Raw genomic sequence first — 23,602 nt, forward strand, 5'->3', positions numbered from 1 at the left:
TTTAAAGGAAAGAAAAAATGTTACAACCTAAAAGAACAAAATACCGTAAGCAACAAAAAGGCCGTATGAAAGGGCTTGCTCAAAGAGGGCATAGACTTTCAAACGGAACCTTCGGAATCAAATCAATGGATTCCAGCTTTGTTACTGCACGTCAAATAGAAGCTGCGCGTATCGCCGCTACCCGATATATGAAAAGAGAAGGTTCTATCTGGATCAAAATTTTCCCAGATAAGCCTATCACAAAGAAACCTCTTGAAGTACGTATGGGTAAAGGTAAAGGTGCCGTGGAATATTGGGCAGCAGTGGTTAAACCAGGAAGAATAATGTTTGAAATTGGTGGAGTACCAATGGCAACTGCTAAAGAGGCTTTACGTCTTGCAGCACAAAAACTTCCGGTAAGAACAAAATTTGTTGTAGCTAGAGATTATCAAGAATAATATTGGAATTATGAAACAATCAGAAGTAAAAGAATTGTCTGTTGCAGAATTGCAAGAAGAGCTTGGTAAGTCTCGAAAAGCTTATTCAGATTTAAAAATGGCTCATGCTGTTTCGCCTTTGGAGAATCCGATACAGTTGAGAACTGAAAGGAGAAAAGTGGCGAGATTAGCTACAGAGTTAACTAAAAGAGAACAACAATAATTGTTATTCTGCTGAAAGATGGAAAAAAGAAACTTAAGAAAAGAGCGTGTAGGGGTTGTTACAAGTAACAAAATGCAGAAATCCATAGTGGTTGCTGAAGTGAAAAAAGTAAAACACCCTATGTATGGAAAATTCGTTTTGAAAACGAAAAAGTACGTAGCACACGACGAAAATAACGACTGCAACGAAGGTGATACTGTAAAGATCATGGAAACAAGACCTTTAAGTAAATCCAAGACTTGGAGATTAGTAGAAATAATTGAAAGAGCGAAGTAAATCATGGTACAACAAGAGTCCAGACTAAAAGTAGCAGATAACACCGGAGCTAAGGAAGTCCTTACTATCCGTGTGTTAGGAGGTACAAAGAAAAGATACGCATCTGTTGGAGACAAGATAGTTGTCAGTGTAAAAGAATCTACACCTAACGGAAATATCAAGAAGGGTGCAGTTTCAACAGCAGTTGTTGTTCGTACCAAGAAAGAAGTACGCAGACCAGATGGATCTTATATCCGTTTTGATGATAATGCATGTGTACTTTTAGGTCCTCAGGGTGAAATGCGCGGTACTCGTGTATTTGGTCCTGTAGCACGTGAACTTCGTGATAAGCAATTCATGAAAATTGTATCATTGGCACCTGAAGTGCTTTAATACATTAAGAAAATGACAAAGCTTAAAATAAAATCAGGAGATACCGTACGTGTAATCGCTGGTGACCATAAGGGTCAGGAAGGGAAAGTGCAGAAGGTACTTATCGAGAAGAATAAAGCTATTGTGGAAGGGGTTAATATGATCTCTAAGCATGAGAAGCCTAGTGCTTCTAATCCACAAGGTGGAATTAAGGAGAAAGAAGCTCCAATCCATATTTCTAATCTATCACTTATCGACAAGAACGGTGATACAACGAGAGTTGGTTATAGAGAAGAAGATGGAAAGAAAGTGAGATTCTCTAAAAAATCTAATGAAGTAATATAGTTATGGCATACGTACCAAGACTTAGACAGGAATATAACGAGAGAGTTAAGAATGCTCTTAAGGATGAATTCAGTTACTCCAATATCATGGAGGTGCCAAAACTGGAGAAGATAGTAATTAGCCGTGGAGTTGGTGGAGCAGTGGCAGATAAGAAACTTATCGACCATGCAATCGACGAACTTTCCGCAATTAGTGGACAAAAGGCTGTTGCTACGATCTCTAAGAAGGATGTTGCATCATTCAAATTACGTAAAGGAATGCCAATTGGCGCTAAAGTAACTTTACGTGGGTATAGAATGTATGAATTCCTGGATAGATTGATTACTAGTGCATTGCCACGTGTTCGTGATTTTAATGGTATCAAATCTAATGGGTTTGATGGTAGAGGAAATTACAACCTTGGAATCACTGAGCAAATCATCTTTCCTGAGATCGATATCGATGCTGTGAATAGAATCGCTGGAATGGATATCACTTTTGTTACTTCTGCGGAAACCGATAAGGAAGCAAAAGCATTGTTAACCGAACTAGGATTACCTTTTAAAAAGAACTAATTATGGCTAAAGAATCAATGAAAGCCCGTGAGGTGAAAAGACAGAAATTGGTAAAGAAGTATGCTGAGAAACGCGCTGCCCTTAAAGAAGCAGGTGATTACGAAGGTTTACAGAAACTACCAAAGAATTCTTCTCCGGTTCGTTTGCACAACAGATGTAAATTAACTGGAAGACCAAAAGGGTATATGAGACAATTTGGTCTTTCTCGAGTAATGTTCAGAGAGATGGCTAATCAAGGTCTTATACCAGGTGTTAAAAAGGCAAGCTGGTAATATTATAAACTGGATGAAGGTTCAATAAGGAAAACCACATCCGCAAATAAATTTAAATGAATACAGATCCTATTGCAGATTACTTAACAAGAATCAGGAATGCAAATGCTGCAAACCACAGAGTTGTGGAAATTCCTGCTTCCAATGTTAAAAAAGAGATCACTAAGATATTATTCGATCAGGGATATATTCTAAGTTACAAATTCGAAGACACTACCGCTCAGGGAGTGATCAAGATCGCTCTTAAGTATGATAAGATTACTAAAGAGCCAGTAATTAAGAAGATTCAACGAATAAGTAAACCTGGTTTACGTAAGTATGCCGGATCAACAGAGATTCCAAGAATCCTGAATGGTCTTGGTATCGCGATTGTTTCAACTTCTCACGGAGTTATGACTGGAAAACAGGCTAAAGCCGACAAAGTTGGTGGTGAAGTACTGTGCTACGTTTACTAATACTTAAAAGACTAAAGAGATGTCAAGAATAGGTAAAAATCCCATTACAATTCCAGAAGGTGTGACAGTAGAGCACAAAGATGGTCTTGTTACGGTAAAAGGAAAATTAGGAGAGCTTAAGCAGCAGGTACAGGATATCGATGTTAAAATCGAAGATAATGTAATTACTTTTGAGCGTACTTCTGATAAAAGTGATCAGAAAGCAAAACACGGTCTTTATCGTGCTTTGGTAAATAATATGATTGAAGGTGTATCTAATGGATTCACTAAATCACTTGAACTTGTAGGTGTTGGTTATAGAGCTAGCAACCAGGGTAACAAGCTTGATTTGGCTGTTGGTTATTCTCACAATATTGTACTAGATTTGGCTCCCGAAGTTAAAGTGGAGACGATCTCAGAAAAAGGTAAGAACCCTGTCGTTAAACTTACTTCACATGACAAGCAACTTGTAGGACAGGTAGCTGCGAAGATCCGATCAATGAGAAAACCTGAACCTTACAAAGGAAAAGGTATCAAATTTGTTGGTGAGCAATTGAGAAGAAAAGCAGGTAAATCAGCATAATAAAGATAGTTATGGCAGTGTCAAAACAAGATAGAAGAAATAAAATTAGAAAACGTATCCGTAGGGATATCGTTGGAACAACAAGCCGTCCTAGATTATCTGTATTCAGAAGCAATAAAGAGATTTATGCTCAGATTATCGATGACGTTGAAGGTAAAACTTTAGCTTCAGCATCTTCAAGAGATAAAGATATCGTGTCTGCTTCTGCAGATAGAAAAGAGCAGGCTCAAATGGTTGGTAAAGCCATTGCTGAGAAAGCGAAAAGTGCTGGTATCGATACAATCTCCTTCGATAGAGGTGGATATCTATATCACGGTAGAGTTAAATCATTAGCAGAAGGTGCTCGCGAAGGAGGACTTAAATTCTAGAAAATATGTATCAAGATTATAAAAACGTAGAACATGTAAAACCAGGAGGTCTTGAATTAAAGGACCGTTTGGTTGGAGTACAACGTGTTACTAAGGTTACAAAAGGTGGTAGAGCCTTTGGATTCTCTGCTATTGTTGTAGTAGGAGATGAAAATGGTGTAGTTGGTCAGGGACTTGGTAAATCCAAAGAAGTGGCAGATGCTATCTCTAAGGCTGTAGAAGACGCTAAGAAAAATCTGGTACGCATCCCTTTACATAAAGGAACATTACCTCACGAACAAAAAGGTAAGTATGGTGGAGCAAGAGTTATGCTTCTTCCTGCTGCAGCTGGTACTGGTATCATTGCCGGTGGAGCGATTCGTGCGGTACTTGAGTCTGTAGGTGTGCATGATGTACTTTCTAAGAATCAGGGATCTTCGAACCCACACAACGTAGTCAAAGCTACTTTTGATGCTTTACTTCAATTGAGAAGTGCTGAAACTGTTGCAAAACAGAGAGGTGTTTCTTTGGAAAAAGTATTTAAAGGTTAAAATCAAGGAATAAGATGGGAAAGATAAAAGTCACTAAAAGGAAAAGTGCTATTAATCGCACGAAAAATCAAAAACTCGTGCTTGAGTCTCTTGGACTTAAGAAGATCGGGCAGACGGTTGAACATGACGATACGCCAAACATCCTTGGTATGGTAAATAAAGTTAAACACTTAGTTTCTGTTGAAGAAACAAAATAATAATCTCTCATGGATTTAAGTAACTTAAAACCTGCAGAAGGTTCAGTTAGAAAGAATAGCAAGCGTATTGGTCGCGGTGAAGGATCTGGTAAAGGTGGAACCTCTACCAGAGGTCACAAAGGAGCCAAGTCTCGTTCTGGTTATTCAAAAAAGATCGGATTTGAAGGAGGGCAAATGCCACTTCAAAGACGTGTGCCTAAGTTTGGATTCACCAACAGAAATCGTAAGGTTTACCAGGGAATTAACCTGGATACTCTTCAATCTCTTGTTGATGAAGGAAGAATTAAGGATACAGTTGATATGGACGTGCTTGCAGAAAACGGTCTTGCCGGAAGAAACGAGCTTGTTAAGATATTAGGTAGAGGTGAATTAAAGGCAAAGTTGAAAATATCTGTTCATAAATTTACGGCCTCAGCGAAAGAAGCTATCGAAGCTGCCGGAGGTGAAGTTGTTACTTTATAATAGATAATCAAATGAAATTCATCAATACGATTCAAAATATTTGGAAAATCGAGGAGCTAAAAAATAGAATTTTAGTAACCCTCGGTTTGCTTTTGGTATATCGTTTCGGGGCGCAGGTAGTGCTTCCCGGAATTGATGCCGCTCAACTTTCAAGTCTGGCTAACCAGACAGATAGTGGACTATTAGGTCTACTTAATGCATTTACAGGTGGAGCGTTCTCGAATGCTTCAGTATTTGCTTTAGGTATTATGCCTTATATATCAGCCTCTATTGTAGTGCAATTAATGGGGATTGCTATTCCTTACTTGCAAAAGCTTCAGAAAGAAGGTGAAAGTGGACGTAAAAAGATCAATCAAATCACCCGATGGTTAACCATTGCTATCACATTAGTTCAGGGACCTGGTTATATTTATAACCTGTTTGCTACCTTGCCTGGAGAAGCATTCTTGCTTGGCGATAACTTAACTTTTGTTATCTCCTCAGTAATAATACTTACCACAGGTACAATTTTCGCGATGTGGTTAGGTGAGAAGATCACAGATAAAGGGATTGGTAATGGTATTTCATTGTTAATTATGGTGGGTATTATTGCTACTCTACCTCAGGCATTCATTCAGGAATTCGCTTCCAGAGTATTTGAATCCAATGGTGGTATGGTAATGATCCTTATTGAACTGGTGATCTGGTTTGCTATCATCATGGCGTCTGTAATGTTGGTAATGGCAGTACGTCAAATACCTGTACAGTATGCAAGAAGATCTGCTTCTGGCGGATATGAAAAGAATGTGTTTGGTTCAAGACAGTATATCCCTTTGAAATTAAATGCTTCTGGGGTAATGCCAATCATTTTCGCTCAGGCGATTATGTTCATTCCTGTAGCTCTTGCTGGTCTATCAGACTCAGATACTGCTCAGGGTGTGACGGCAGCATTTCAAAACATCTTTGGTTTCTGGTATAACCTTGTATTCGCTTTATTGATTATTGTCTTTACATATTTCTATACAGCGATCACGGTACCAACAAATAAGATGGCAGATGATCTTAAACGAAGTGGTGGTTTTATTCCAGGGATCCGTCCAGGAACTGAAACTGCTGAATACTTAGATAGGATCATGTCTCAAATTACGCTTCCTGGATCTATATTCCTGGCTCTTATTGCGGTGTTCCCTGCAATAGTTTTCTCTTTGTTGGGTGTACAGCAAAGTTGGGCGTTGTTCTTCGGAGGTACTTCACTTCTAATTATGGTTGGAGTTGCGATAGATACTATGCAGCAGGTAAATTCTTATCTACTGAATAGACACTATGACGGATTAATGAAAACAGGTAAAAACAGAAAAGCAGTAGCTTAATTATGGCAAAGCAGGCAGCGATTGAACAAGACGGAACCATTATTGAAGCATTGTCTAATGCAATGTTTCGTGTGGAATTAGAGAATGGTCACGTAGTGACTGCACATATCTCTGGAAAGATGCGTATGCATTACATTAAATTACTTCCTGGAGATAAGGTGAAACTGGAAATGAGTCCTTATGATTTAACTAAGGCTCGAATAACTTACAGATACTAAAAAGTAATTTTCAGCCTTTTATAAATTTTTTATACTTTTGCACTCTGAAAAATTTATGACGGCTAAAATTTCACTAAAAGGATAATTCCTTGTAAGTGAATTAAAAAGAGATAAGATGAAAGTTAGAGCATCAATAAAAAAGAGAAGTGCCGACTGCAAGATTGTTCGCAGGAAAGGGCGCCTTTACGTTATTAACAAAAAGAATCCTAGATTTAAACAAAGACAAGGCTAATTATGGCAAGAATTGCAGGGGTAGATATACCTAAACAAAAGCGAGGAGTTATAGCGTTGACCTATATCTTCGGAATTGGCAGAAGCAGGGCTCAAGAGATACTTGCACAAGCTAAAGTAGACCAGAGTAAGAAAGTTTCTGAATGGGACGATGATGAAATCGGTAAAATTCGTGAAGCCGTTGGTCAGTTTACAATCGAAGGTGAGTTGCGTACTGAAGTTCAGATGAGCATCAAACGTCTTATGGACATTGGATGTTACAGAGGAATTCGTCACAGAGCTGGTTTACCTTTAAGAGGGCAGCGTACTAAGAATAACTCGAGAACCAGAAAAGGTAGAAGAAAAACAGTTGCTAACAAGAAAAAAGCAACTAAATAGTAATTAGTATGGCAAAGAAGACAAATCAAAAGGCCGGTAAGACTCAGAAGAAACGTAAAGTAATCGTTGAATCCAACGGTGAAGCTCACGTTACTGCTTCTTTTAATAACATCATTATTTCCCTTACCAATAAAAAGGGTGATGTTGTAGCGTGGTCATCTGCTGGTAAGATGGGCTTTAGAGGATCCAAGAAAAATACACCTTATGCTGCGCAGTTAGCTGCTGAAGATGCTTCGAAAGTAGCACATGAAGCTGGGATGCGTAAAGTTAAGGTTTATGTGAAAGGTCCTGGAAATGGTAGAGAGTCTGCTATTAGAGCAGTGCACAATAGTGGTATCGAGGTTACTGAAATTATCGACATCACTCCACTTCCACATAATGGATGTCGTCCTCCTAAGAGACGTAGAGTTTAAAAAAATTTAATCATAGAGAAGGATTAAGATTATCGAAGGACTTATGCCTTAATTCATAATCCCTTTTCAAAACAACTTAAGTAATGGCAAGATATACTGGTCCAAAAACTAAAATAGCCCGTAAGTTCGGTGAAGCTATTTTTGGTGACGACAAATCTTTCGAAAAAAGAAATTATCCTCCAGGACAGCACGGTAATAACCGTCGTAGAGGAAAGAAATCGGAATATGCAATCCAGTTGATGGAAAAGCAAAAAGCTAAGTATACTTATGGTATCCTTGAGCGTCAATTCCGTAATATGTTTGAAAAAGCAACCAGAGCACAGGGTATTACCGGTGAGGTTCTTCTTCAACTTTGTGAGTCTCGTTTAGATAATGTAGTGTACCGTATGGGTGTAGCGCCTTCAAGAAGAGCTGCTCGTCAATTAGTAGGTCACCGTCATATCACTGTAAACGGAGAACTTGTAAATATTCCTTCTTACCACCTAAAGGCTGGTGATGTTGTTGGGGTAAGAGAAAAATCTAAATCACTTGGTGTGATTCAGGAGTCATTATCTAATAGCAGTAATGTTTACGAATGGCTTTCATGGAATTCTGAAAAGAAAGAAGGTACTTTCGTTTCTGTTCCAGGAAGAGTTCAAATTCCTGAAAACATCAACGAGCAATTTATAGTCGAATTATATTCGAAATAATAATTCATCATACAGAAGTCGAAATATGGCAATACTAAATTTTCAGAAGCCCGATAAAGTTATAATGATTGATTCTACAGATTTCGAAGGGAAATTTGAATTTCGCCCTTTGGAGCCTGGATATGGATTGACTGTTGGTAACGCTTTAAGACGAGTGCTTTTATCTTCTTTGGAAGGTTTCGCGATCACTTCAGTAAGAATTGAAGGTGTAGATCACGAATTCTCTACCATCGCAGGTGTAGTGGAAGATGTAACTGAGATCATTTTGAACCTAAAACAAGTTAGATTCAAAAGACAGATCGATGAGATCGATAACGAATCAGTAACAATTTCAGTTTCCGGAGAAGAGCAATTAACTGCCGGTCACTTCCAGAAATTTATTTCAGGTTTCCAAATCCTAAATCCAGATCAGGTGATCTGTCATATGGATAAGAAAGTAAATCTGAACATGGAAGTTACCATTGAAAAAGGTAGAGGTTACGTTCCGGCAGAAGAAAACAAGAAGGCCAATGCACCACTAGGTACCATATTCGTAGATTCTATTTACACTCCTATAAAGAATGTAAAATATAGTATCGAGAATTACCGTGTGGAGCAGAAGACTGACTATGAGAAGCTGGTATTCGAAATCATTAGTGACGGTTCTATCCATCCTAAAGATGCTTTAACTGAAGCTGCGAAAACTCTAATTCACCACTTTATGTTGTTCTCTGATGAGAGAATCACTTTAGAGGCTGATGAGATCGCTCAGACTGAAACTTATGATGAAGAAAGTCTTCACATGAGACAATTGCTTAAAACTAAACTGGTCGATCTTGATCTGTCTGTTAGAGCGTTGAACTGTCTAAAAGCTGCTGAAGTTGATACTTTAGGAGACCTTGTTTCTTACAATAAGAATGACCTTATGAAGTTCAGGAATTTCGGAAAGAAATCTCTAACTGAATTAGAAGAACTTGTAAGTAATAAAGGTTTAAACTTTGGAATGGACCTTTCAAAATATAAACTCGATAAAGACTAATATAAAGGCGGGATCTCTCGCCTTTCTTTTATAATTCAAATCTGTCATATTTTGCTCCCCATAAAGGGTAGAAGCAAGATGGCAAAAGATAAAAAGTCATGAGACACGGAAAAAAAACAAATCATTTAGGTAGAAAAACAGCTCATCGTAAAGCTATGCTTGCGAATATGGCATGTTCCCTAATTGAACACAAGCGCATCAACACTACAGTTGCAAAAGCTAAAGCTTTAAAAGTTTTTGTTGAGCCTCTAGTAACTAAGTCTAAAGATGATACTACTCACAACAGACGTATTGTTTTTAGTAAGTTAAGAAGCAAAGAAGCAGTTAGCGAACTATTTCGCGAGGTTGCTCCTAAAGTAGGTGATCGTCCAGGTGGATACACAAGAGTTATCAAACTTGGTAGTCGTCTTGGAGATGCTGCTGAAATGGCCCTTGTCGAATTGGTTGATTTCAATGAGACTTACAACGTAAGCGGAGATAAACCTAAGAAGAAAAAGTCTACTCGTAGAGCAGGTAAGAAGAAAGCTGAAGAAACTACGGCTCAACCTGACGAAGCGAAGGCCGAAACAAAAAAAGAAGAGTCTAAAGCTGAAGAGCCTAAGACAGATAATAAAGAAGATAAAAAAGACGAATAGAAATGAATCTTTTCAACTTCTAATTTTTAAAAAGGATAAACTTTCAGAGTTTATCCTTTTTTTTATATCCATACGATAATTGTTTAATTTTATTGCCACAACAACATAACTATGAAATATCAGGCTAAAAGAAAAGCGATCATTTTACTGGAAGATGGAACGATCTTCTATGGAAAAGCAGTAGGTAATGCTGAAGGTGAGGCTTCAGGGGAAGTATGCTTCAACACCGGTATGACAGGATACCAGGAGATCTTTACTGATCCTTCTTATTATGGGCAGCTCATGGTGACCACCAATGCTCATATTGGTAATTATGGTACGAGTAAGGATGAGAATGAATCCAACGGAGCTAAAATTGCTGGGTTGATTTGTAAAAACTTTAGCTACGTACAAACCAGACCTTCAGCTGATCAAACACTACAGGAATTTTTAGATGCCAATAAGATCTTTGCAATATCTGATGTAGATACCCGTGCGCTTGTTACTTATATTCGCGAAAATGGCGCCATGAACGCTATTATATCGACAGATGTTGAAAATATTGAATCTCTTCAGAATAAGCTTAAGGGGGTTCCGGATATGAACGGTCTTGAACTTGCTTCGAAAGTTTCTACAAAAGAAGCTTACTATTATGGGGATGAAAATTCAGATTTAAGAATTGCAGCATTGGATGTTGGTATTAAAACGAATATTCTACGTCACCTTGCTCAACGCGGTGCTTACATCAAAGTTTTTCCTTATGACGCCAGTTATGAAGATATGAAATCATGGGACCCAGACGGTTATTTCCTGTCCAATGGTCCCGGAGATCCTCAGCCACTTGAAAATGCAATTCGGGTAACAAAACAGATCATTGAGAACGATCATCCTTTATTCGGAATTTGCCTTGGTCACCAGATCATTGCACTTGCTAATGGTATTGAAACTTACAAGATGCATCATGGTCACCGCGGAATTAATCACCCGGTAAAGAACCTGGTTACCGGTAAAGGTGAGATCACTTCTCAAAATCATGGTTTCTCTGTAGATAAAGCGCAAACCGAAGCTCACGCAAATGTGGAGGTAACCCATGTTTGCCTAAATGATCAAACGCTTGGTGGATTAGCTATGAAATCAAAGAATGTGTTCTCTGTACAATATCACCCGGAAGCTGGTCCAGGGCCACATGACGCTAGTTATCTTTTCGATGAATTCATAGATCGCATCAAGAAAAAGCAGTCAGCATAGTAAAAAGCCGGAGTTCACACTCCGGCTTTTTTATTACTCTTACAGGTAAAATAAATTTGGTATTGTAGATTTAAGTTCTAGTTTTGAACAACAAATCTAATTAATGAAAAATTTCGTCGCCCTATTTGCATTTCTAATATGTGCAACTGCATCTTCCCAAATCCAGTTTGAAAAAGGTTATTTCGTAACTATCTCAGGTGAAAGGGTTAATTGCTTAATTAAGAATTCAGACTGGGTATACAATCCAGAAAGCTTTGATTACAAACTAAGTAAGAACACAGAGGTCAAGACTGCTGAATTAAAAGAAATTCAAGAATTCAAAGTAAATGAGTTTTATTTTATCAATGAATCTGCAAAGATTGAAATGTCTTCCGAGAAAACAAGTGACCTAAGTAGCGATAGAAGCCCAGACTTTACTGTAAAGAATGTATTTCTAAGATTACTGATAGATGGTGAGGTTGATTTCTATGAATATGTATCCAGAAACAAGGTTAATTTCTTTTACAGAAAGAATGGAGAAAAATTAGAACCATTAATTCAAAAGAAATACCGAGTAAACAGTAAGATAAAAGAGAACCTAAGGTATCGTCAACAATTAATATCAGACCTTAAATGTAACGATAGGAATTTTGATGTAACTGACATCGCTTATAGTCGTAGAGATTTGATGGGCTATGTCCAAAATTTAAATAAATGTCTGGGATCAGATTCAGATATCTATTTTAATAGTCAGAAAAATTCAAAATGGGTCTTGTATCCGGTAGTAGGTTTAGGATTGGCAAACCTAGAAGTTGACAAGGGACTCGGCGCAGGGGGGACAAGTTTAAGTGGACTGGAATATAGTGTTGGATTGGAATTGGAGTATATTTTCAATTTTAACAAGTATAAATGGTCTACAGCTATCGAAACGACTTATAGAGGATTTCAGGATGAACAATTGATTGAGAATGCCGGTTACAAATCAGATTTAAGAGTGCGTTACAATTCAGTCTCCACATTTTTAGCTTTGAGGCACTATTTTTATCTGAGTGAAAAATCAAAACTTTTTGTCCATATAGGTCCTATAGTGGACGTCCCTGTCGGTTCGGAAATTTTATACGCAAATACTGGCAGAGCAATGGATCCCGTCCTAAATGAATTAGACACTAATTTTGGTCTTGGATTAGGAATTGGTTACACTGTATCCGATAAACTTAGCATAGGCGTTGATTACACTTCAAAAAATATTGCTGGTGAGAAGTTTGTAGAGGCCAACTACGATCTTGATTGGAAAAGTTCATATTCCAGTTTCAGTTTAAAACTTGAATACGCTATTTTCTAGTTTTGGGAGAGTTTCGATGAAATAGAAATCTGATTTCAATGGTGTCTGATAGCATAAAAAAATGAATTACCGATTATGAGGATAGTACTTTTAGCACTTGGATTGCTTATTAGCAATTTAAGCTTTTCACAATCAACAGAAAATCAGTTTTCTTTAAACATTTTAATGCCTTCAGCAGAATATGAGCTTGCCCTGGGTGATAATACCAGTTTTGATGCCAACCTTGGTTTTGGTTTCGGCTATCATTATTCAGACTTTACGGATGAAAGTGAATTCGGCGTTTATCCCAATTTAAGAGCGCAATACCGTTGGTACTATAATTTTGATAAAAGGATCGAGAAAGGAAAGATGGTATCCGAGAATAGCGGGAATTATGTAGCAGGAGTGCTATTGTTATCCAGTGGTGAGCCACTCTTTGGCGATATGGAATTACGAAATGATCTGTCAGGATTCGTTGGTCCAGCCTGGGGGCTACAGCGGGTATATAATAGCAATTTCAAACTAAACTTAAATCTTGGGATTGGTTATGGTTTTAACGATAATGGCGATGGTTATGTATCTCCGCTTATTGATCTTCAACTAGGATTTAAGCTAGGAAAAAATAGAAGCTAAAATTCGCTATGTTTCTTAATATAATTCTATTCCCGGTTTCAAACCGGGATTTTTAGTTTTGTTATGACTGCAACTTCGAAAACGTTTTAGTAGATTTCCTGTTATAAATGCTTTAAAACTAGCTCTCTCAGTCGGAATTTAATCCTTGTATTCGTATCTTGCCTGTAATTCAAATAAATATTAAAATACAGAACATGAGCGCAATTTTAGATATACATGCACGTCAGATTTTTGATTCAAGAGGAAATCCAACCGTAGAAGTAGATGTTTACACAGAAAATGGGATAATGGGTAGAGCTGCAGTTCCATCTGGAGCATCCACCGGAGAGCATGAAGCTGTTGAACTTCGTGACGGAGGAGATGACTTTATGGGTAAAGGAGTATCTAAAGCGATCGAGAACGTAAATGGGGAGATAGCTCAAAAGCTTTTGGGTTTTTCTGTATTTGAACAAAATCTTATCGATCAAACGATGAGAGACCTTGATGGAACTCCTAACAAATCAAAGTTAGGTGCTAATGCCATTTTAGGTGTTTCCCTAGCTGTTGCCAAAGCAGCTGCGAATGAACTTAATATGCCATTGTACAGATACATTGGTGGAGTTAGTGCTAACACACTACCTGTACCTATGATGAATATTATTAACGGAGGTTCACATAGTGACGCTCCTATTGCGTTTCAGGAATTTATGATCATGCCGGTAATGGCAGAGAGTTTTTCTCATGCTTTAAAGACAGGTACAGAGATCTTCCATAATTTGAAGAAAGTACTTCATGATCGTGGGTTGAGTACTGCAGTAGGTGATGAAGGTGGTTTTGCACCGACTCTTGATGGAACTGAAGATGCTTTGGATACCATACTAAAAGCTATTAAGCAGGCTGGATACGAACCAGGCAAGGAAGTAATGATTGCACTGGATTGTGCCGCTGCTGAATTTTTTGTGGATGGTAAGTATGATTACACCAAATTTGAAGGTGATAAGGGTAAAATTAGAACTAGTGAAGAGCAGGCAGAATACCTGGCAGAATTAGCATCTAAATACCCGATTATTTCTATTGAAGATGGTATGGATGAAAATGACTGGGAAGGTTGGAAAGCCGTTACTGATAAGATCGGAGATAAAGTTCAGTTAGTTGGAGATGACCTTTTCGTGACGAATGTAGAGCGTCTTGGAAGAGGAATTAAAGAAAATATCGCCAACTCAATACTTATCAAAGTAAACCAGATTGGTACTTTAACCGAAACTATCGCTGCTGTAAATATGGCTCACAATGCCGGATATACATCAGTAATGTCACACCGTTCTGGAGAAACAGAGGATAATACAATTGCAGATCTTGCAGTTGCGCTGAATACAGGACAGATCAAAACAGGTTCTGCATCAAGAAGTGATAGAATGGCTAAATACAATCAACTACTTAGAATCGAAGAAGAATTGGGTGAGGTTGCATATTATCCGCAAGACAAAGCTTTTAAGATAAAATAAGCGAAGCATATATTTTTCTAAAGCCTCTTCAGTTTGAAGGGGCTTTTTTTGTGAAGTAAATAGTATATTAACAATCATTTAATTAAAAGAATACTTCGGTATTCAATAGAATCCTTATTTTCAATTAAATAACCAACCATACTATTGAAATCTAAATTCTTATTTGTCGCTGCGGAAAATGATGCAATTCCACGTTGTAAAGCCGGGGGAATGGGCGATGTAGTAAGGGATGTTCCAAGACAGATCGCTGCTAGAGGCGATGAAGCAATTGTGATCACTCCATCTTACTCCAGGATCCATCTTCAGGATAGCAATCGTATCACTGAAATTAAATTTACTTTTAGAGGTGTTCCTCATACCGGGGAGTTTTATGAAGTTCAGGGGAAAAAGGAAATAGAAGGTATCAGGCATTTCGTAATTCATCATCACGATATAAAAGCGGGTGATATTGCGCATATTTATTTTAATGATGCTGACCAGCCATTTTTCACAGATGCTAACATATTTTCTCTCTTTTGTTCTGCAGTTGCAGCTACCATAAAAGATGGTGTCTTCGGAGAGATCAATTTTGTTCATTTACACGACTGGCACACCAGCATGTTATTATTCCTGCGAGAATTCGATCCTGAGTATAAACTTCTGAAAAGCATTCGCTTTGTGTATTCGATCCACAACCTGGCAATACAGGGGATAAGACCTTTCAGTAATAATTATTCCTCGGTAGATGCATTTTTTCCGAATGTCCCGTATGATCATGAACTTTTAATGGATAGAAGATATCCAGATTGTATCAACCTTATGGCTGTTGGGATCAGGCTGGCTGATGCAGTACATACAGTTTCGCCTTCTTACATGGAAGACATACAAAAACCGAGTGATCCGCCGCATTTCATTGGTGGAGAAGGTCTGGAAGAGGACCTTAAAATGGCAAATCACGAAAACCGACTTTTCGGAATCCTCAACGGAGCGAATTATACCAATATTAATTCCGTTGAAAAAGGGATACTATTTAGGCAATGTATCCGTCGACTTTTTCGCTGGTTACAGGAAGAGAACAAGGATTATAAATCACATTACTTAGCGCACACAGGAGAAAAACTTACGCGTTGGCAACAAAAGCAACCGGATTTTATTTGTAGTAGCGTAGCCCGGTTAACTGAACAGAAGTTCTTTTATTTCAAAGAAAACCCAGAACTTTTACCAGCTCTAATGAGAAAACTTGAAGAAGTAAATGGTATTTATCTTTTACTAGGTACAGGTGCGCCAGAGTACGAAACAATATTTAGAGAAGCCAGCTATAAATACAAAAATCTAATTTTCATCAATGCCCAGTCTGAAAGTGTGATCGATATGCTTTACCAGGAATCTGATCTTTACTTGATGCCAAGTCAGTTTGAGCCTTGTGGAATTAGCCAGATGCTGGCGATGAGAAATGGACAACCCTGTCTGGTTCATAATACCGGAGGTTTGAAAGACACGGTTATTCACGGTAAAACAGGATTTAGTTTTGATGGTGAAACTACTGCTGAGAAGACGGCTGACTTTTTAAAGCAGTTCTCGTATGCGGTGGATCTTTTCTTTCAGAATAAAAAGGAATGGAAGAAAATCAAACAGAATGCTAAAAAACAGCGCTTCACCTGGGATAAATCTGTAGATGCGTATTACGAGTTTCTGTATAAAGATGATGTTAATTCGGTAAATTGATTTCCTGATACTTTCCTGTCTGAAAACTGGATGCTAGTCGGCGTATTTTTTCCATATTATTTCCGGAATTATTAAATGAGGCCATACTTAATCATCAGACTTAGTTAAAATTCACGAAAACGGAAGAAAATAGGGGTATTTCTGAAATTTCGTTAGTCGGCTTAAAATAATTTTAACACTAAAATTCGTAAATTAGCAATCCTTAAAAATTAATCTAAAGAACAATATATAATATGTCTAAAACAGCAACTTTCGAATTTGACGGAAAGAAATATGAATTTCCCGTTACTGTGGGAACTGAAGATGAAATTGGTATAGATATCAAGACGCTTCGTGGAGAAGCCGGACTTATCACATTGGATCCCGGGTTTAAGAACACTGGTAGCTGTGAAAGTGCGATCACCTTCCTTGATGGTGAGAAAGGAGTGCTTAGATATAGAGGTTACGCAATTGAGGATCTTGCTGAAAAAGCTGATTTTCTTGAAGTAGCTTACCTTTTGATTTTTGGCGAGCTTCCAGACAAGTCACAACTTGAAAAGTTTACCAAAGATATTAAAGAGCAGTCTCATGTAGATGAAGAGATGAAGAAGATCCTTGATGGTTTTCCTAAGTCTGCGCATCCAATGGGCGTTCTTTCATCATTGACCAGTGCTCTTATTGCATTTAATCCGTCTTCTGTAGATGTTTCTTCAGAAGAGGATATGTACAAAGCAATTGTAAAGATTCTTGGGAAATTCCCGGTACTTGCTGCATGGACATTGAGAAAGAAGAACAGTCTTCCGCTAAACTATGGAGATGAAGATCTTGGATATGTAGAGAATCTGCATAAGATGATGTTCGAGAAGCCAAATAAATCGTACAGTGCAGATAAAGCGGTGATTGAAGCATTAGATAAGCTATTAATTCTTCATGCAGATCATGAGCAAAACTGTTCTACTTCTACTGTAAGAATGGTAGGTTCATCGCATGCTGGGCTTTTTGCATCTATTTCAGCAGGTATTTCAGCACTATGGGGTCCTTTACACGGTGGAGCTAACCAGGCTGTGATCGAAATGCTTGAAAAGATCAAGGAAGATGGTGGTGATACGCATAAATTCATGCAAAAAGCAAAGGATAAGGAAGATCCATTCCGTTTGATGGGCTTTGGACACAGGGTTTACAAGAACTTCGATCCACGTGCCAAGATCATCAAGAAATCTGCAGATGAGGTATTAGGGCAATTAGGTGTACAGGATCCTGTTCTGGATATTGCGAAAGGACTGGAGAAAGAAGCTCTTGAAGACGATTACTTCGTAAAAAGAAAATTATATCCAAACGTAGATTTCTATTCAGGAATTATTTATAGAGCATTGGGAATTCCAGTAGAAATGTTTACCGTTATGTTTGCTTTAGGTAGACTTCCAGGATGGATCGCACAATGGAGAGAAATGAGACTTAGAAAAGAGCCAATTGGAAGGCCTCGACAGATTTATATTGGAGAGAACCTTAGAAATTTTAAACCACTTGGAAGCAGATAATTTTCTGCCTATCATATTTTACGAATACCATAAAAAAGCTTCATCAACGTATGAAGCTTTTTTATATTTGTCAAAACCCTAGCAATGAAATTGCATATATCAAGTGAAACCTCCAGATTACGCGCAGTAGTGCTGGGAACCGCCAAAAGTATTGGCCCTATTCCAACTCTTGAAGAAGCATACGATCCCAAGTCTCAGGAACATATTATAGCTGGAACCTATCCAACTGAAGAAGATATGGTGGCAGAGATGGATGCTGTAGCCGCAGTGTTGGAGAAATACGATGTTCAGGTTTTCAGACCAAAGATCATTGAAGATTACAACCAGATATTTACACGGGACATTGCATTCGTGATCGATGATAAATTTATCAAATCGAACATTTTGCCTGACAGGGGTCAGGAGATCGAAGCTATAGAGCATGTAATCAAACAGATCGACCCAGCAAATATCATTACTTTGCCTGAGGAAGCTCATATTGAAGGAGGAGATGTGATGCCTATGGGGGATCACATATTTATTGGGACTTATAAAGGAGAGGATTACCGGAACTTTATTACAGCCAGAACAAACCAACAAGCTGTAGACGCCTTAATAAAAGAATTTCCTGATAAAAAGGTGATTAGTTTTAGTCTTAAGAAAAGCAATCATATTGCCAAGGATAATGCTTTGCACCTGGATTGTTGCTTTCAGCCTGTAGGTAAGAACAAAGCGATCATTTACAAAGGCGGATTTTTAATAGAAGAGGAATATAACTGGCTTGTCGATTTCTTCGGAAAAGAAAACGTCTATGAGATTACCCGTGATGAAATGTATCATATGAATTCCAATATCTTTTCTATTTCTGAAGATGTGGTAATTTCAGAAAAAGGATTTACACGACTGAATGCGTGGCTAAGAGAGCAGGGGATTACCGTAGAGGAAGTGCCTTATGCTGAAATATCGAAACAGGAAGGATTGCTTCGCTGTTCAACTTTACCATTAATCCGCGATTAACAAATAGCTATGAAACAGATTACAGATACCATTTTAATGGTTAGACCGGTAAACTTCAGGATGAACGAACAGACTGCGGTCAATAATTATTTTCAGAAGAAATTAGATAAATCTAATGTAAATAGTCTTGCAACTGAGGAGTTCGACACGTTCGTGAACAAACTGAGAGACGTGGGAGTAAAGGTGATCGTGGTGGACGATATTAAAGAAGAAGATACTCCAGATTCTATTTTTCCAAACAATTGGGTATCATTCCATAGTGATGGAGAGATAGCTTTGTATCCAATGTTTGCTGAAAACAGACGTAAGGAAAGACGACTGGAGTATTTCTCCAAGCTCGAGGAAGCTGGTCTTAAGATCAATAATATCGTAGATTATACTTCTGCGGAAGAAGATGATATTTTCCTAGAAGGAACAGGAAGTTTGATCCTGGATAGAGTGAATCAAAAAGCCTATTGTGCAATTTCACCTCGTGCAGATGAAGATCTGGTCATTGAGTTTTGTGAGGACTTTGAATACACACCGGTGATATTTAATGCCTATCAAAGTGTAAAGGACAAGCGACTACCAATCTATCATACCAATGTGATGATGTGTCTCGGTGAAGAATTTGCGGTTATATGTCTGGATACAATAGATGATAAGAAAGAGCGCAAAAATGTTGTAAAACATCTTAAAATGGATGGGAAAGAAATCATTTCCATTAGTGAAGAGCAAATGCACGAATTTGCGGGTAACATGTTACAGGTGCAGGGTGCAGAAGAAAAGTTTTTAGTGATGAGTGCCCGTGCACACAGAAGTCTTAGCGCGGAACAGGTGAATACTATAGAAAAGCACTGTAAGATCTTAAGTTCTGAGATCGAGACGATCGAAACTTGCGGAGGTGGAAGTGCTCGTTGCATGATAGCAGAGGTTTTTCTACCTAAAGCCTGATTTTTGCTAATTTTTCTTTTGTAGAAGTTTTTTACTGAAGAGGAAGATTATAATTACGCTTAATATCGCAAATGGAAGTGAACTTATGATCAGGAATTTTTGCATTGCCGTGAGTACGTTGGAATCTGGTTTAGTTTGACCAAGAACGATAATTGCTTCACAAAAAATGAATATTAATACCGCCCAACCCAGGCGGTATTTCTTTTTTGGTTCTGTGTTTCCTTTATCTGTAAACATACTAAGAACAAAGATGGCCGAGTCTACTGAAGTAACCAGGAAACTAATCAACAGTAATATGACGACTAAACTGGATACGGCAGGGAGAGGGTAATTTTCGAAAAAGATAAAAAGAGATGTAAAAACATTACTGAATTCATTATTGTAAGTAGCAATGTCTCCGATGATTTCAAATGCAGAAGTGCCAAAAACACTAAACCAGAAGAAACTTCCCAGTGAAGGAATCAATAGAACTCCAAAGATCAACTCTCTAATGCTTCTGCCTTGCGAGATTCTGGCTATAAACACACCGGTGAAAGGCGCCCAGGCCAACCAAAATGCCCAATAATAGTACGTCCAGTCGGTAAGAAATTGCTTTCCTGGATCAAGATTACCGCCGGCGAGACTTAGTGGGATAAAATCGAATATATAGTGATATAAAGAATTCAGGAAATTGGAGATAATTTCAGGGATGTTTCCCAGGATGAAAACAAATAAGAGCAATAAAATAGTGATATAAATATTCCAGTTGGAGATCCTTTTTATACCCTTATTTACACCAGCCCAGGCCGAGAAGAAGGCCAGTACACATATAACAAGAACGAGTAACAAGTTCATTAATAAGTTCCCGGGATCTTTTGATTGCAAATGGCTTATTCCTCCCTCTATCTGCGAAGTTCCAAGTCCAATTGCGGCGACTAAACCGATCATGGTGGTTAGAATCGTGAGAATATCAATAGATTTTCCCCAGTGATTGCTATGAAATACTTTGAAACTGGAACTTAGTCGTATATCCTGTTTTTCTACAAATAAACTGTAAGCAATGATATCAATGCAAATAATCCATAGAAGGCCCAGGCAGTAAAACCCCATTGATAAAATGTATATTCCAGAGAGATGATTTCTGGAGCAGAACCTGTTGCTATCGGAGGGTTCAAGAACATGTACACCGGTTCCTGAACAGCTCTCAATAAAATACCTGCTCCCATTCCGGCACTGTAAAGCATAGCTATCCAGGATAACCTGTCATACTCCGGTGGAGATTTTCCTAATCTTATCCTTCCGATTTTTGAAATAGCGATTATAAGGAGGAACAGAACGCAACCTAATCCAAGCCATAAGTAGAACGTTCCGAAGTATTCGCGAACCCATAAAGATCCATTTTCTATAGCTTCATAAAATTTGTCTGTAAATAGAAAGATGAAAACCGATCCTGATAATAAAATCGAACCAGAGAAGGTGAGTACTTTATTTCTAAGCAATTCTTTCATGGAACTTAAACAGAGCCGCCTTTAAGATTTTTTTCCAGAGGGGCCATAGGCGATCTTATTGATCATCCCCTCAAATATGAAGAAATGAAACGGGTACATCGCATACCAGTAAGCACGACCTAAAAGTCCTTTCGGTCTAAAAGTGGCATTTTGATGAAGCACATTGTTTTCATCGATCTTAAATTCCAGCCAGGCTTCCCCGGGAACCTTCATTTCTGCAAATAACAAAAGTCTTTTTTCTTCTTTATCGGCAAGTAAAACTCTCCAGAAATCTAGAGAATCACCTGCATGAAGTTTTGTAGCATGTGTACGGCCTCTGCGAAGTCCAACACCACCTGCAAGTTTATCCAGATATCCTCTAATCTTCCAGAGCCAGTTTCCATAATACCATCCGGTTAGTCCACCAATTGCCCATACTCTTTCAAGTACTTCTTCAGTATCGCTTATTTCCTTGCATTTCTTATCCTGCATACACCCGTATTTGGGTATTTGTATGTATTTGTTCAGCTCCCTGCGAAAACGACCACTACTCATGCTGTCTTTCCAGCTAGAGATGACTTCATTCTGTTCGATCTTATAGAAGGCCATTCTAATAGCTTCTTTATACGGAATAAGGTCAACGTTTAAAAGTTCCTGCAAACGTGTGTCTTTTGTGATCACTTCAACAGACATACTATCTACCAGGTTCTGCGCAAGTTTATAGGATGTTGAGGTTACAAAATATAGCCAATATGAACTTAGTTTTGGAGACATGATAGGCACACGAAGTATCCAAAGCTTTAATCTTCTGACCTCTGCATATTGTAGCATCATTTCCTTATAGGTGAGAATATCGGGACCGCCAATGTCATAAGATTCGTTATAGCAGTCCTCGCAGCCAATAACCCGAATGAGATACTGTATCACATTTCTTATAGCAATTGGTTGTATACGTGTGTCTACCCATTTTGGGGTCACCATCACCGGTAACTTTTCACAAAGATCGCGTATGATCTCAAAGGATGAACTCCCACTCCCTACGATGATCGCGGCACGGAGTACGGTAACATTAAATTCTCCCTTATATAGGATTTCCTCAACGGCCTTTCGTGATTTTAGATGTTTCGATAGTTCTTCTTCATTGATAATTCCACTGAGGTAGATTACTTGTTCTACCGAAGTTTCAGCCATCATCGTATTAAAGTTCGTAGCGGCTTGAGCTTCCTGTTTATCAAAATCTTCAGTAGAGCCGGTCATCGAATGGATGAGATAATAGGCGGCATCGATGTTTTTGATAGCTTCCGGAGCTTTTGTGTCTTCAAGATAATCGATCTCTACGATCTCCACTTTTTCCCGGAGTTCCTCATTGGAAGTGAATCTATGTTTATTTCGAACTGCACATACTACATCATGACCTTGTTCAAGTAATTGAGGCAGAAGCCTCATGCCAATATAACCGTTAGCACCGGTAAGTAGTATGCGCATTTGAGAAATTTGATCTTCAAATTATAAATTAAATTGCTACTTTCACCTCTGATTAGTAAAACTTTATTAAATGAATAACGTGCTCAAATTTGTTCTGCTCATCATTGGGATAGGGCTTATTGGCTATGGGTTGTATGATATTCTAACTCCTGAATTTTCCATCGATGCTGGACCCCTTCAGGTAGAAGCTCATGGTGATAACACACAATCTTATGCAATGATCGCATTTGGAGTGCTCGCTCTGGTAGGAGGTTTAGCATTTGGCAAGCGTTAATTACAGACTTATTGTTCTGAAGATATTGATCACAGAGGAACTTATATATTCAATTCCAATGGCGATCACAATAAAACCTATGATTCTGGAAATAGCATTAATCCCAGATGCACCAAGCATGGAAACTATATAATAGGAGCTTCTAAGAACGAGCAGCGTAGCTAAACAAACACTAAAAATTGCTCCTACCGCAATCATTTTCTCATTCCAGGTCGCATATTCCTCGTATAATCCAATCAAAAAAGATATGGAGCCAGGGCCAGCAAGCATAGGAATGGCCAGTGGAGTGAGCGATACGCCATCACGCTGAAAAGCGTCTTCCTGAACCTTCGGCTTATCCATACCTTTATGCTTAGCAAAAGAGCCAGTTAGCAAGGCAAAACCAGAAGTAGTAATAATTAAGCCTCCAGCAATTCTTAAAGAATCGAGGCTTATTCCGAAGAAATTAAGGATATATCTGCCAGTAAAAAAACTTATAAGCAGGATCACGAAAATATTGATCGCTGTAAGGAGGGAAGTACGAGACCGCTCAGATTTAGTGTCCTCTTTGGTAAGTCCAACGAAAATAGGGACAGTGCCCAGGGGATTGATCACAGAGAACAAAGCAGCGAAAACATAAATGAATAGTTCCATTGATTTTT

At 38.3% G+C, this 23,602-nt stretch carries 34 protein-coding genes; 30 read left to right on the plus strand and 4 right to left on the minus strand.

Annotated features, from left to right (window positions below; translation table 11 throughout):
- Nucleotides 1-17 precede the first annotated feature (17 nt).
- From rplP to ctlX, 29 genes are all read left to right on the plus strand, one after another.
- The gene (gene rplP / locus T8I65_RS02735; protein WP_026915152.1) at nt 18-437 is read left to right on the plus strand and encodes a 50S ribosomal protein L16; all 420 of its coding nucleotides are present in this window, start codon (nt 18-20) and stop codon (nt 435-437) included.
- A gap of 10 nt (nt 438-447) precedes the next feature.
- Nucleotides 448-639 (plus strand): 50S ribosomal protein L29, encoded by a 192-nt coding sequence (gene rpmC / locus T8I65_RS02740; RefSeq protein ID WP_026915153.1) that lies wholly within the window; start codon nt 448-450, stop codon nt 637-639.
- Nucleotides 640-657: 18 nt separating this feature from the next.
- Entirely contained in the window at nt 658-915 is a 258-nt protein-coding gene (gene rpsQ / locus T8I65_RS02745; protein ID WP_026915154.1) for a 30S ribosomal protein S17, read from the plus strand.
- A gap of 3 nt (nt 916-918) precedes the next feature.
- Nucleotides 919-1,287, plus strand: a complete 369-nt coding sequence (gene rplN, locus T8I65_RS02750; RefSeq protein ID WP_141876840.1) for a 50S ribosomal protein L14 — start codon at nt 919-921, stop codon at nt 1,285-1,287.
- Between the two features lie 12 nt (nt 1,288-1,299).
- A complete protein-coding gene (rplX, locus tag T8I65_RS02755) occupies nt 1,300-1,611 on the plus strand; it encodes a 50S ribosomal protein L24 (protein ID WP_141876841.1) in 312 nt (103 codons plus the stop codon).
- A gap of 2 nt (nt 1,612-1,613) precedes the next feature.
- Nucleotides 1,614-2,165, plus strand: a complete 552-nt coding sequence (rplE, locus tag T8I65_RS02760; protein WP_298248033.1) for a 50S ribosomal protein L5 — start codon at nt 1,614-1,616, stop codon at nt 2,163-2,165.
- Between the two features lie 2 nt (nt 2,166-2,167).
- Entirely contained in the window at nt 2,168-2,437 is a 270-nt protein-coding gene (gene rpsN, locus T8I65_RS02765; RefSeq protein WP_011710683.1) for a 30S ribosomal protein S14, read from the plus strand.
- 56 nt (nt 2,438-2,493) lie between these two features.
- Entirely contained in the window at nt 2,494-2,892 is a 399-nt protein-coding gene (rpsH, locus tag T8I65_RS02770) for a 30S ribosomal protein S8 (protein WP_141876843.1), read from the plus strand.
- A gap of 19 nt (nt 2,893-2,911) precedes the next feature.
- Nucleotides 2,912-3,454 (plus strand): 50S ribosomal protein L6, encoded by a 543-nt coding sequence (rplF, locus tag T8I65_RS02775; RefSeq protein WP_141876844.1) that lies wholly within the window; start codon nt 2,912-2,914, stop codon nt 3,452-3,454.
- Nucleotides 3,455-3,465: 11 nt separating this feature from the next.
- Complete coding sequence (rplR, locus tag T8I65_RS02780; RefSeq protein ID WP_141876845.1) at nt 3,466-3,822, plus strand: 50S ribosomal protein L18; 357 nt, start codon at nt 3,466-3,468, stop codon at nt 3,820-3,822.
- A 5-nt stretch (nt 3,823-3,827) separates the two neighbouring features.
- Complete coding sequence (rpsE, locus tag T8I65_RS02785; RefSeq protein WP_011710679.1) at nt 3,828-4,352, plus strand: 30S ribosomal protein S5; 525 nt, start codon at nt 3,828-3,830, stop codon at nt 4,350-4,352.
- A gap of 14 nt (nt 4,353-4,366) precedes the next feature.
- Nucleotides 4,367-4,549 (plus strand): 50S ribosomal protein L30, encoded by a 183-nt coding sequence (gene rpmD, locus T8I65_RS02790; RefSeq protein WP_026915162.1) that lies wholly within the window; start codon nt 4,367-4,369, stop codon nt 4,547-4,549.
- 9 nt (nt 4,550-4,558) lie between these two features.
- Complete coding sequence (gene rplO, locus T8I65_RS02795) at nt 4,559-5,011, plus strand: 50S ribosomal protein L15 (RefSeq protein WP_141876846.1); 453 nt, start codon at nt 4,559-4,561, stop codon at nt 5,009-5,011.
- 11 nt (nt 5,012-5,022) lie between these two features.
- The gene (gene secY / locus T8I65_RS02800; RefSeq protein WP_026915164.1) at nt 5,023-6,360 is read left to right on the plus strand and encodes a preprotein translocase subunit SecY; all 1,338 of its coding nucleotides are present in this window, start codon (nt 5,023-5,025) and stop codon (nt 6,358-6,360) included.
- Between the two features lie 2 nt (nt 6,361-6,362).
- Entirely contained in the window at nt 6,363-6,578 is a 216-nt protein-coding gene (infA, locus tag T8I65_RS02805; RefSeq protein WP_011710675.1) for a translation initiation factor IF-1, read from the plus strand.
- 115 nt (nt 6,579-6,693) lie between these two features.
- Complete coding sequence (gene ykgO, locus T8I65_RS02810) at nt 6,694-6,810, plus strand: type B 50S ribosomal protein L36 (RefSeq protein ID WP_010519235.1); 117 nt, start codon at nt 6,694-6,696, stop codon at nt 6,808-6,810.
- Between the two features lie 2 nt (nt 6,811-6,812).
- On the plus strand, nt 6,813-7,187 hold the full coding sequence (rpsM, locus tag T8I65_RS02815; protein WP_322301946.1) for a 30S ribosomal protein S13: 375 nt from the start codon (nt 6,813-6,815) through the stop codon (nt 7,185-7,187).
- A gap of 8 nt (nt 7,188-7,195) precedes the next feature.
- On the plus strand, nt 7,196-7,600 hold the full coding sequence (gene rpsK, locus T8I65_RS02820) for a 30S ribosomal protein S11 (RefSeq protein ID WP_026915166.1): 405 nt from the start codon (nt 7,196-7,198) through the stop codon (nt 7,598-7,600).
- An 83-nt stretch (nt 7,601-7,683) separates the two neighbouring features.
- Complete coding sequence (rpsD, locus tag T8I65_RS02825) at nt 7,684-8,289, plus strand: 30S ribosomal protein S4 (protein ID WP_026915167.1); 606 nt, start codon at nt 7,684-7,686, stop codon at nt 8,287-8,289.
- 25 nt (nt 8,290-8,314) lie between these two features.
- The gene (locus T8I65_RS02830; RefSeq protein ID WP_026915168.1) at nt 8,315-9,307 is read left to right on the plus strand and encodes a DNA-directed RNA polymerase subunit alpha; all 993 of its coding nucleotides are present in this window, start codon (nt 8,315-8,317) and stop codon (nt 9,305-9,307) included.
- A 98-nt stretch (nt 9,308-9,405) separates the two neighbouring features.
- Nucleotides 9,406-9,942 (plus strand): 50S ribosomal protein L17, encoded by a 537-nt coding sequence (rplQ, locus tag T8I65_RS02835; protein ID WP_322301947.1) that lies wholly within the window; start codon nt 9,406-9,408, stop codon nt 9,940-9,942.
- A 111-nt stretch (nt 9,943-10,053) separates the two neighbouring features.
- Nucleotides 10,054-11,169, plus strand: a complete 1,116-nt coding sequence (carA, locus tag T8I65_RS02840) for a glutamine-hydrolyzing carbamoyl-phosphate synthase small subunit (RefSeq protein WP_322301948.1) — start codon at nt 10,054-10,056, stop codon at nt 11,167-11,169.
- A gap of 103 nt (nt 11,170-11,272) precedes the next feature.
- Nucleotides 11,273-12,490: an outer membrane beta-barrel protein gene (locus T8I65_RS02845; RefSeq protein WP_322301949.1), complete on the plus strand. Its 1,218-nt coding sequence runs from the start codon at nt 11,273-11,275 to the stop codon at nt 12,488-12,490.
- 75 nt (nt 12,491-12,565) lie between these two features.
- Nucleotides 12,566-13,102 (plus strand): hypothetical protein, encoded by a 537-nt coding sequence (locus T8I65_RS02850; RefSeq protein WP_322301950.1) that lies wholly within the window; start codon nt 12,566-12,568, stop codon nt 13,100-13,102.
- Between the two features lie 194 nt (nt 13,103-13,296).
- Entirely contained in the window at nt 13,297-14,586 is a 1,290-nt protein-coding gene (gene eno / locus T8I65_RS02855) for a phosphopyruvate hydratase (protein ID WP_141876852.1), read from the plus strand.
- 144 nt (nt 14,587-14,730) lie between these two features.
- Nucleotides 14,731-16,290 (plus strand): glycogen synthase, encoded by a 1,560-nt coding sequence (locus tag T8I65_RS02860; RefSeq protein WP_322301951.1) that lies wholly within the window; start codon nt 14,731-14,733, stop codon nt 16,288-16,290.
- A 233-nt stretch (nt 16,291-16,523) separates the two neighbouring features.
- A complete protein-coding gene (locus tag T8I65_RS02865; RefSeq protein ID WP_322301952.1) occupies nt 16,524-17,807 on the plus strand; it encodes a citrate synthase in 1,284 nt (427 codons plus the stop codon).
- An 84-nt stretch (nt 17,808-17,891) separates the two neighbouring features.
- A complete protein-coding gene (locus T8I65_RS02870) occupies nt 17,892-18,803 on the plus strand; it encodes a dimethylarginine dimethylaminohydrolase family protein (RefSeq protein WP_322301953.1) in 912 nt (303 codons plus the stop codon).
- 9 nt (nt 18,804-18,812) lie between these two features.
- On the plus strand, nt 18,813-19,736 hold the full coding sequence (gene ctlX / locus T8I65_RS02875; RefSeq protein WP_322301954.1) for a citrulline utilization hydrolase CtlX: 924 nt from the start codon (nt 18,813-18,815) through the stop codon (nt 19,734-19,736).
- A 6-nt stretch (nt 19,737-19,742) separates the two neighbouring features.
- On the opposite strand, the gene T8I65_RS02880 is transcribed toward ctlX, so the two are convergent.
- Genes T8I65_RS02880 through T8I65_RS02890 form a run of 3 tightly spaced genes read right to left on the minus strand, consistent with a single transcriptional unit; the run spans nt 19,743 to nt 22,687 of the window.
- Nucleotides 19,743-20,825, minus strand: coding sequence for a BCCT family transporter (locus T8I65_RS02880; protein ID WP_322301955.1), 1,083 nt, complete (start codon nt 20,823-20,825; stop codon nt 19,743-19,745).
- A complete protein-coding gene (locus T8I65_RS02885; RefSeq protein ID WP_322301956.1) occupies nt 20,756-21,223 on the minus strand; it encodes a BCCT family transporter in 468 nt (155 codons plus the stop codon). The genes T8I65_RS02880 and T8I65_RS02885 overlap by 70 nt, the downstream gene beginning before the upstream one ends.
- Before the next feature lie 21 nt (nt 21,224-21,244).
- Nucleotides 21,245-22,687 (minus strand): SDR family oxidoreductase, encoded by a 1,443-nt coding sequence (locus tag T8I65_RS02890; RefSeq protein WP_322301957.1) that lies wholly within the window; start codon nt 22,685-22,687, stop codon nt 21,245-21,247.
- Nucleotides 22,688-22,757: 70 nt separating this feature from the next.
- On the opposite strand from T8I65_RS02890, the gene T8I65_RS02895 reads away from it, so the two are divergent.
- Nucleotides 22,758-22,961 (plus strand): hypothetical protein, encoded by a 204-nt coding sequence (locus T8I65_RS02895; RefSeq protein WP_295182145.1) that lies wholly within the window; start codon nt 22,758-22,760, stop codon nt 22,959-22,961.
- Here T8I65_RS02895 and T8I65_RS02900 read toward each other — a convergent pair whose 3' ends face one another.
- Nucleotides 22,962-23,594, minus strand: a complete 633-nt coding sequence (locus T8I65_RS02900; RefSeq protein ID WP_295182143.1) for a MarC family protein — start codon at nt 23,592-23,594, stop codon at nt 22,962-22,964. It lies immediately after the preceding gene.
- Nucleotides 23,595-23,602 lie beyond the last annotated feature (8 nt).

It is taken from the genome of Christiangramia sp. OXR-203 (genome assembly GCF_034372165.1).
Classification (GTDB): Bacteria; Bacteroidota; Bacteroidia; order Flavobacteriales; family Flavobacteriaceae; genus Christiangramia.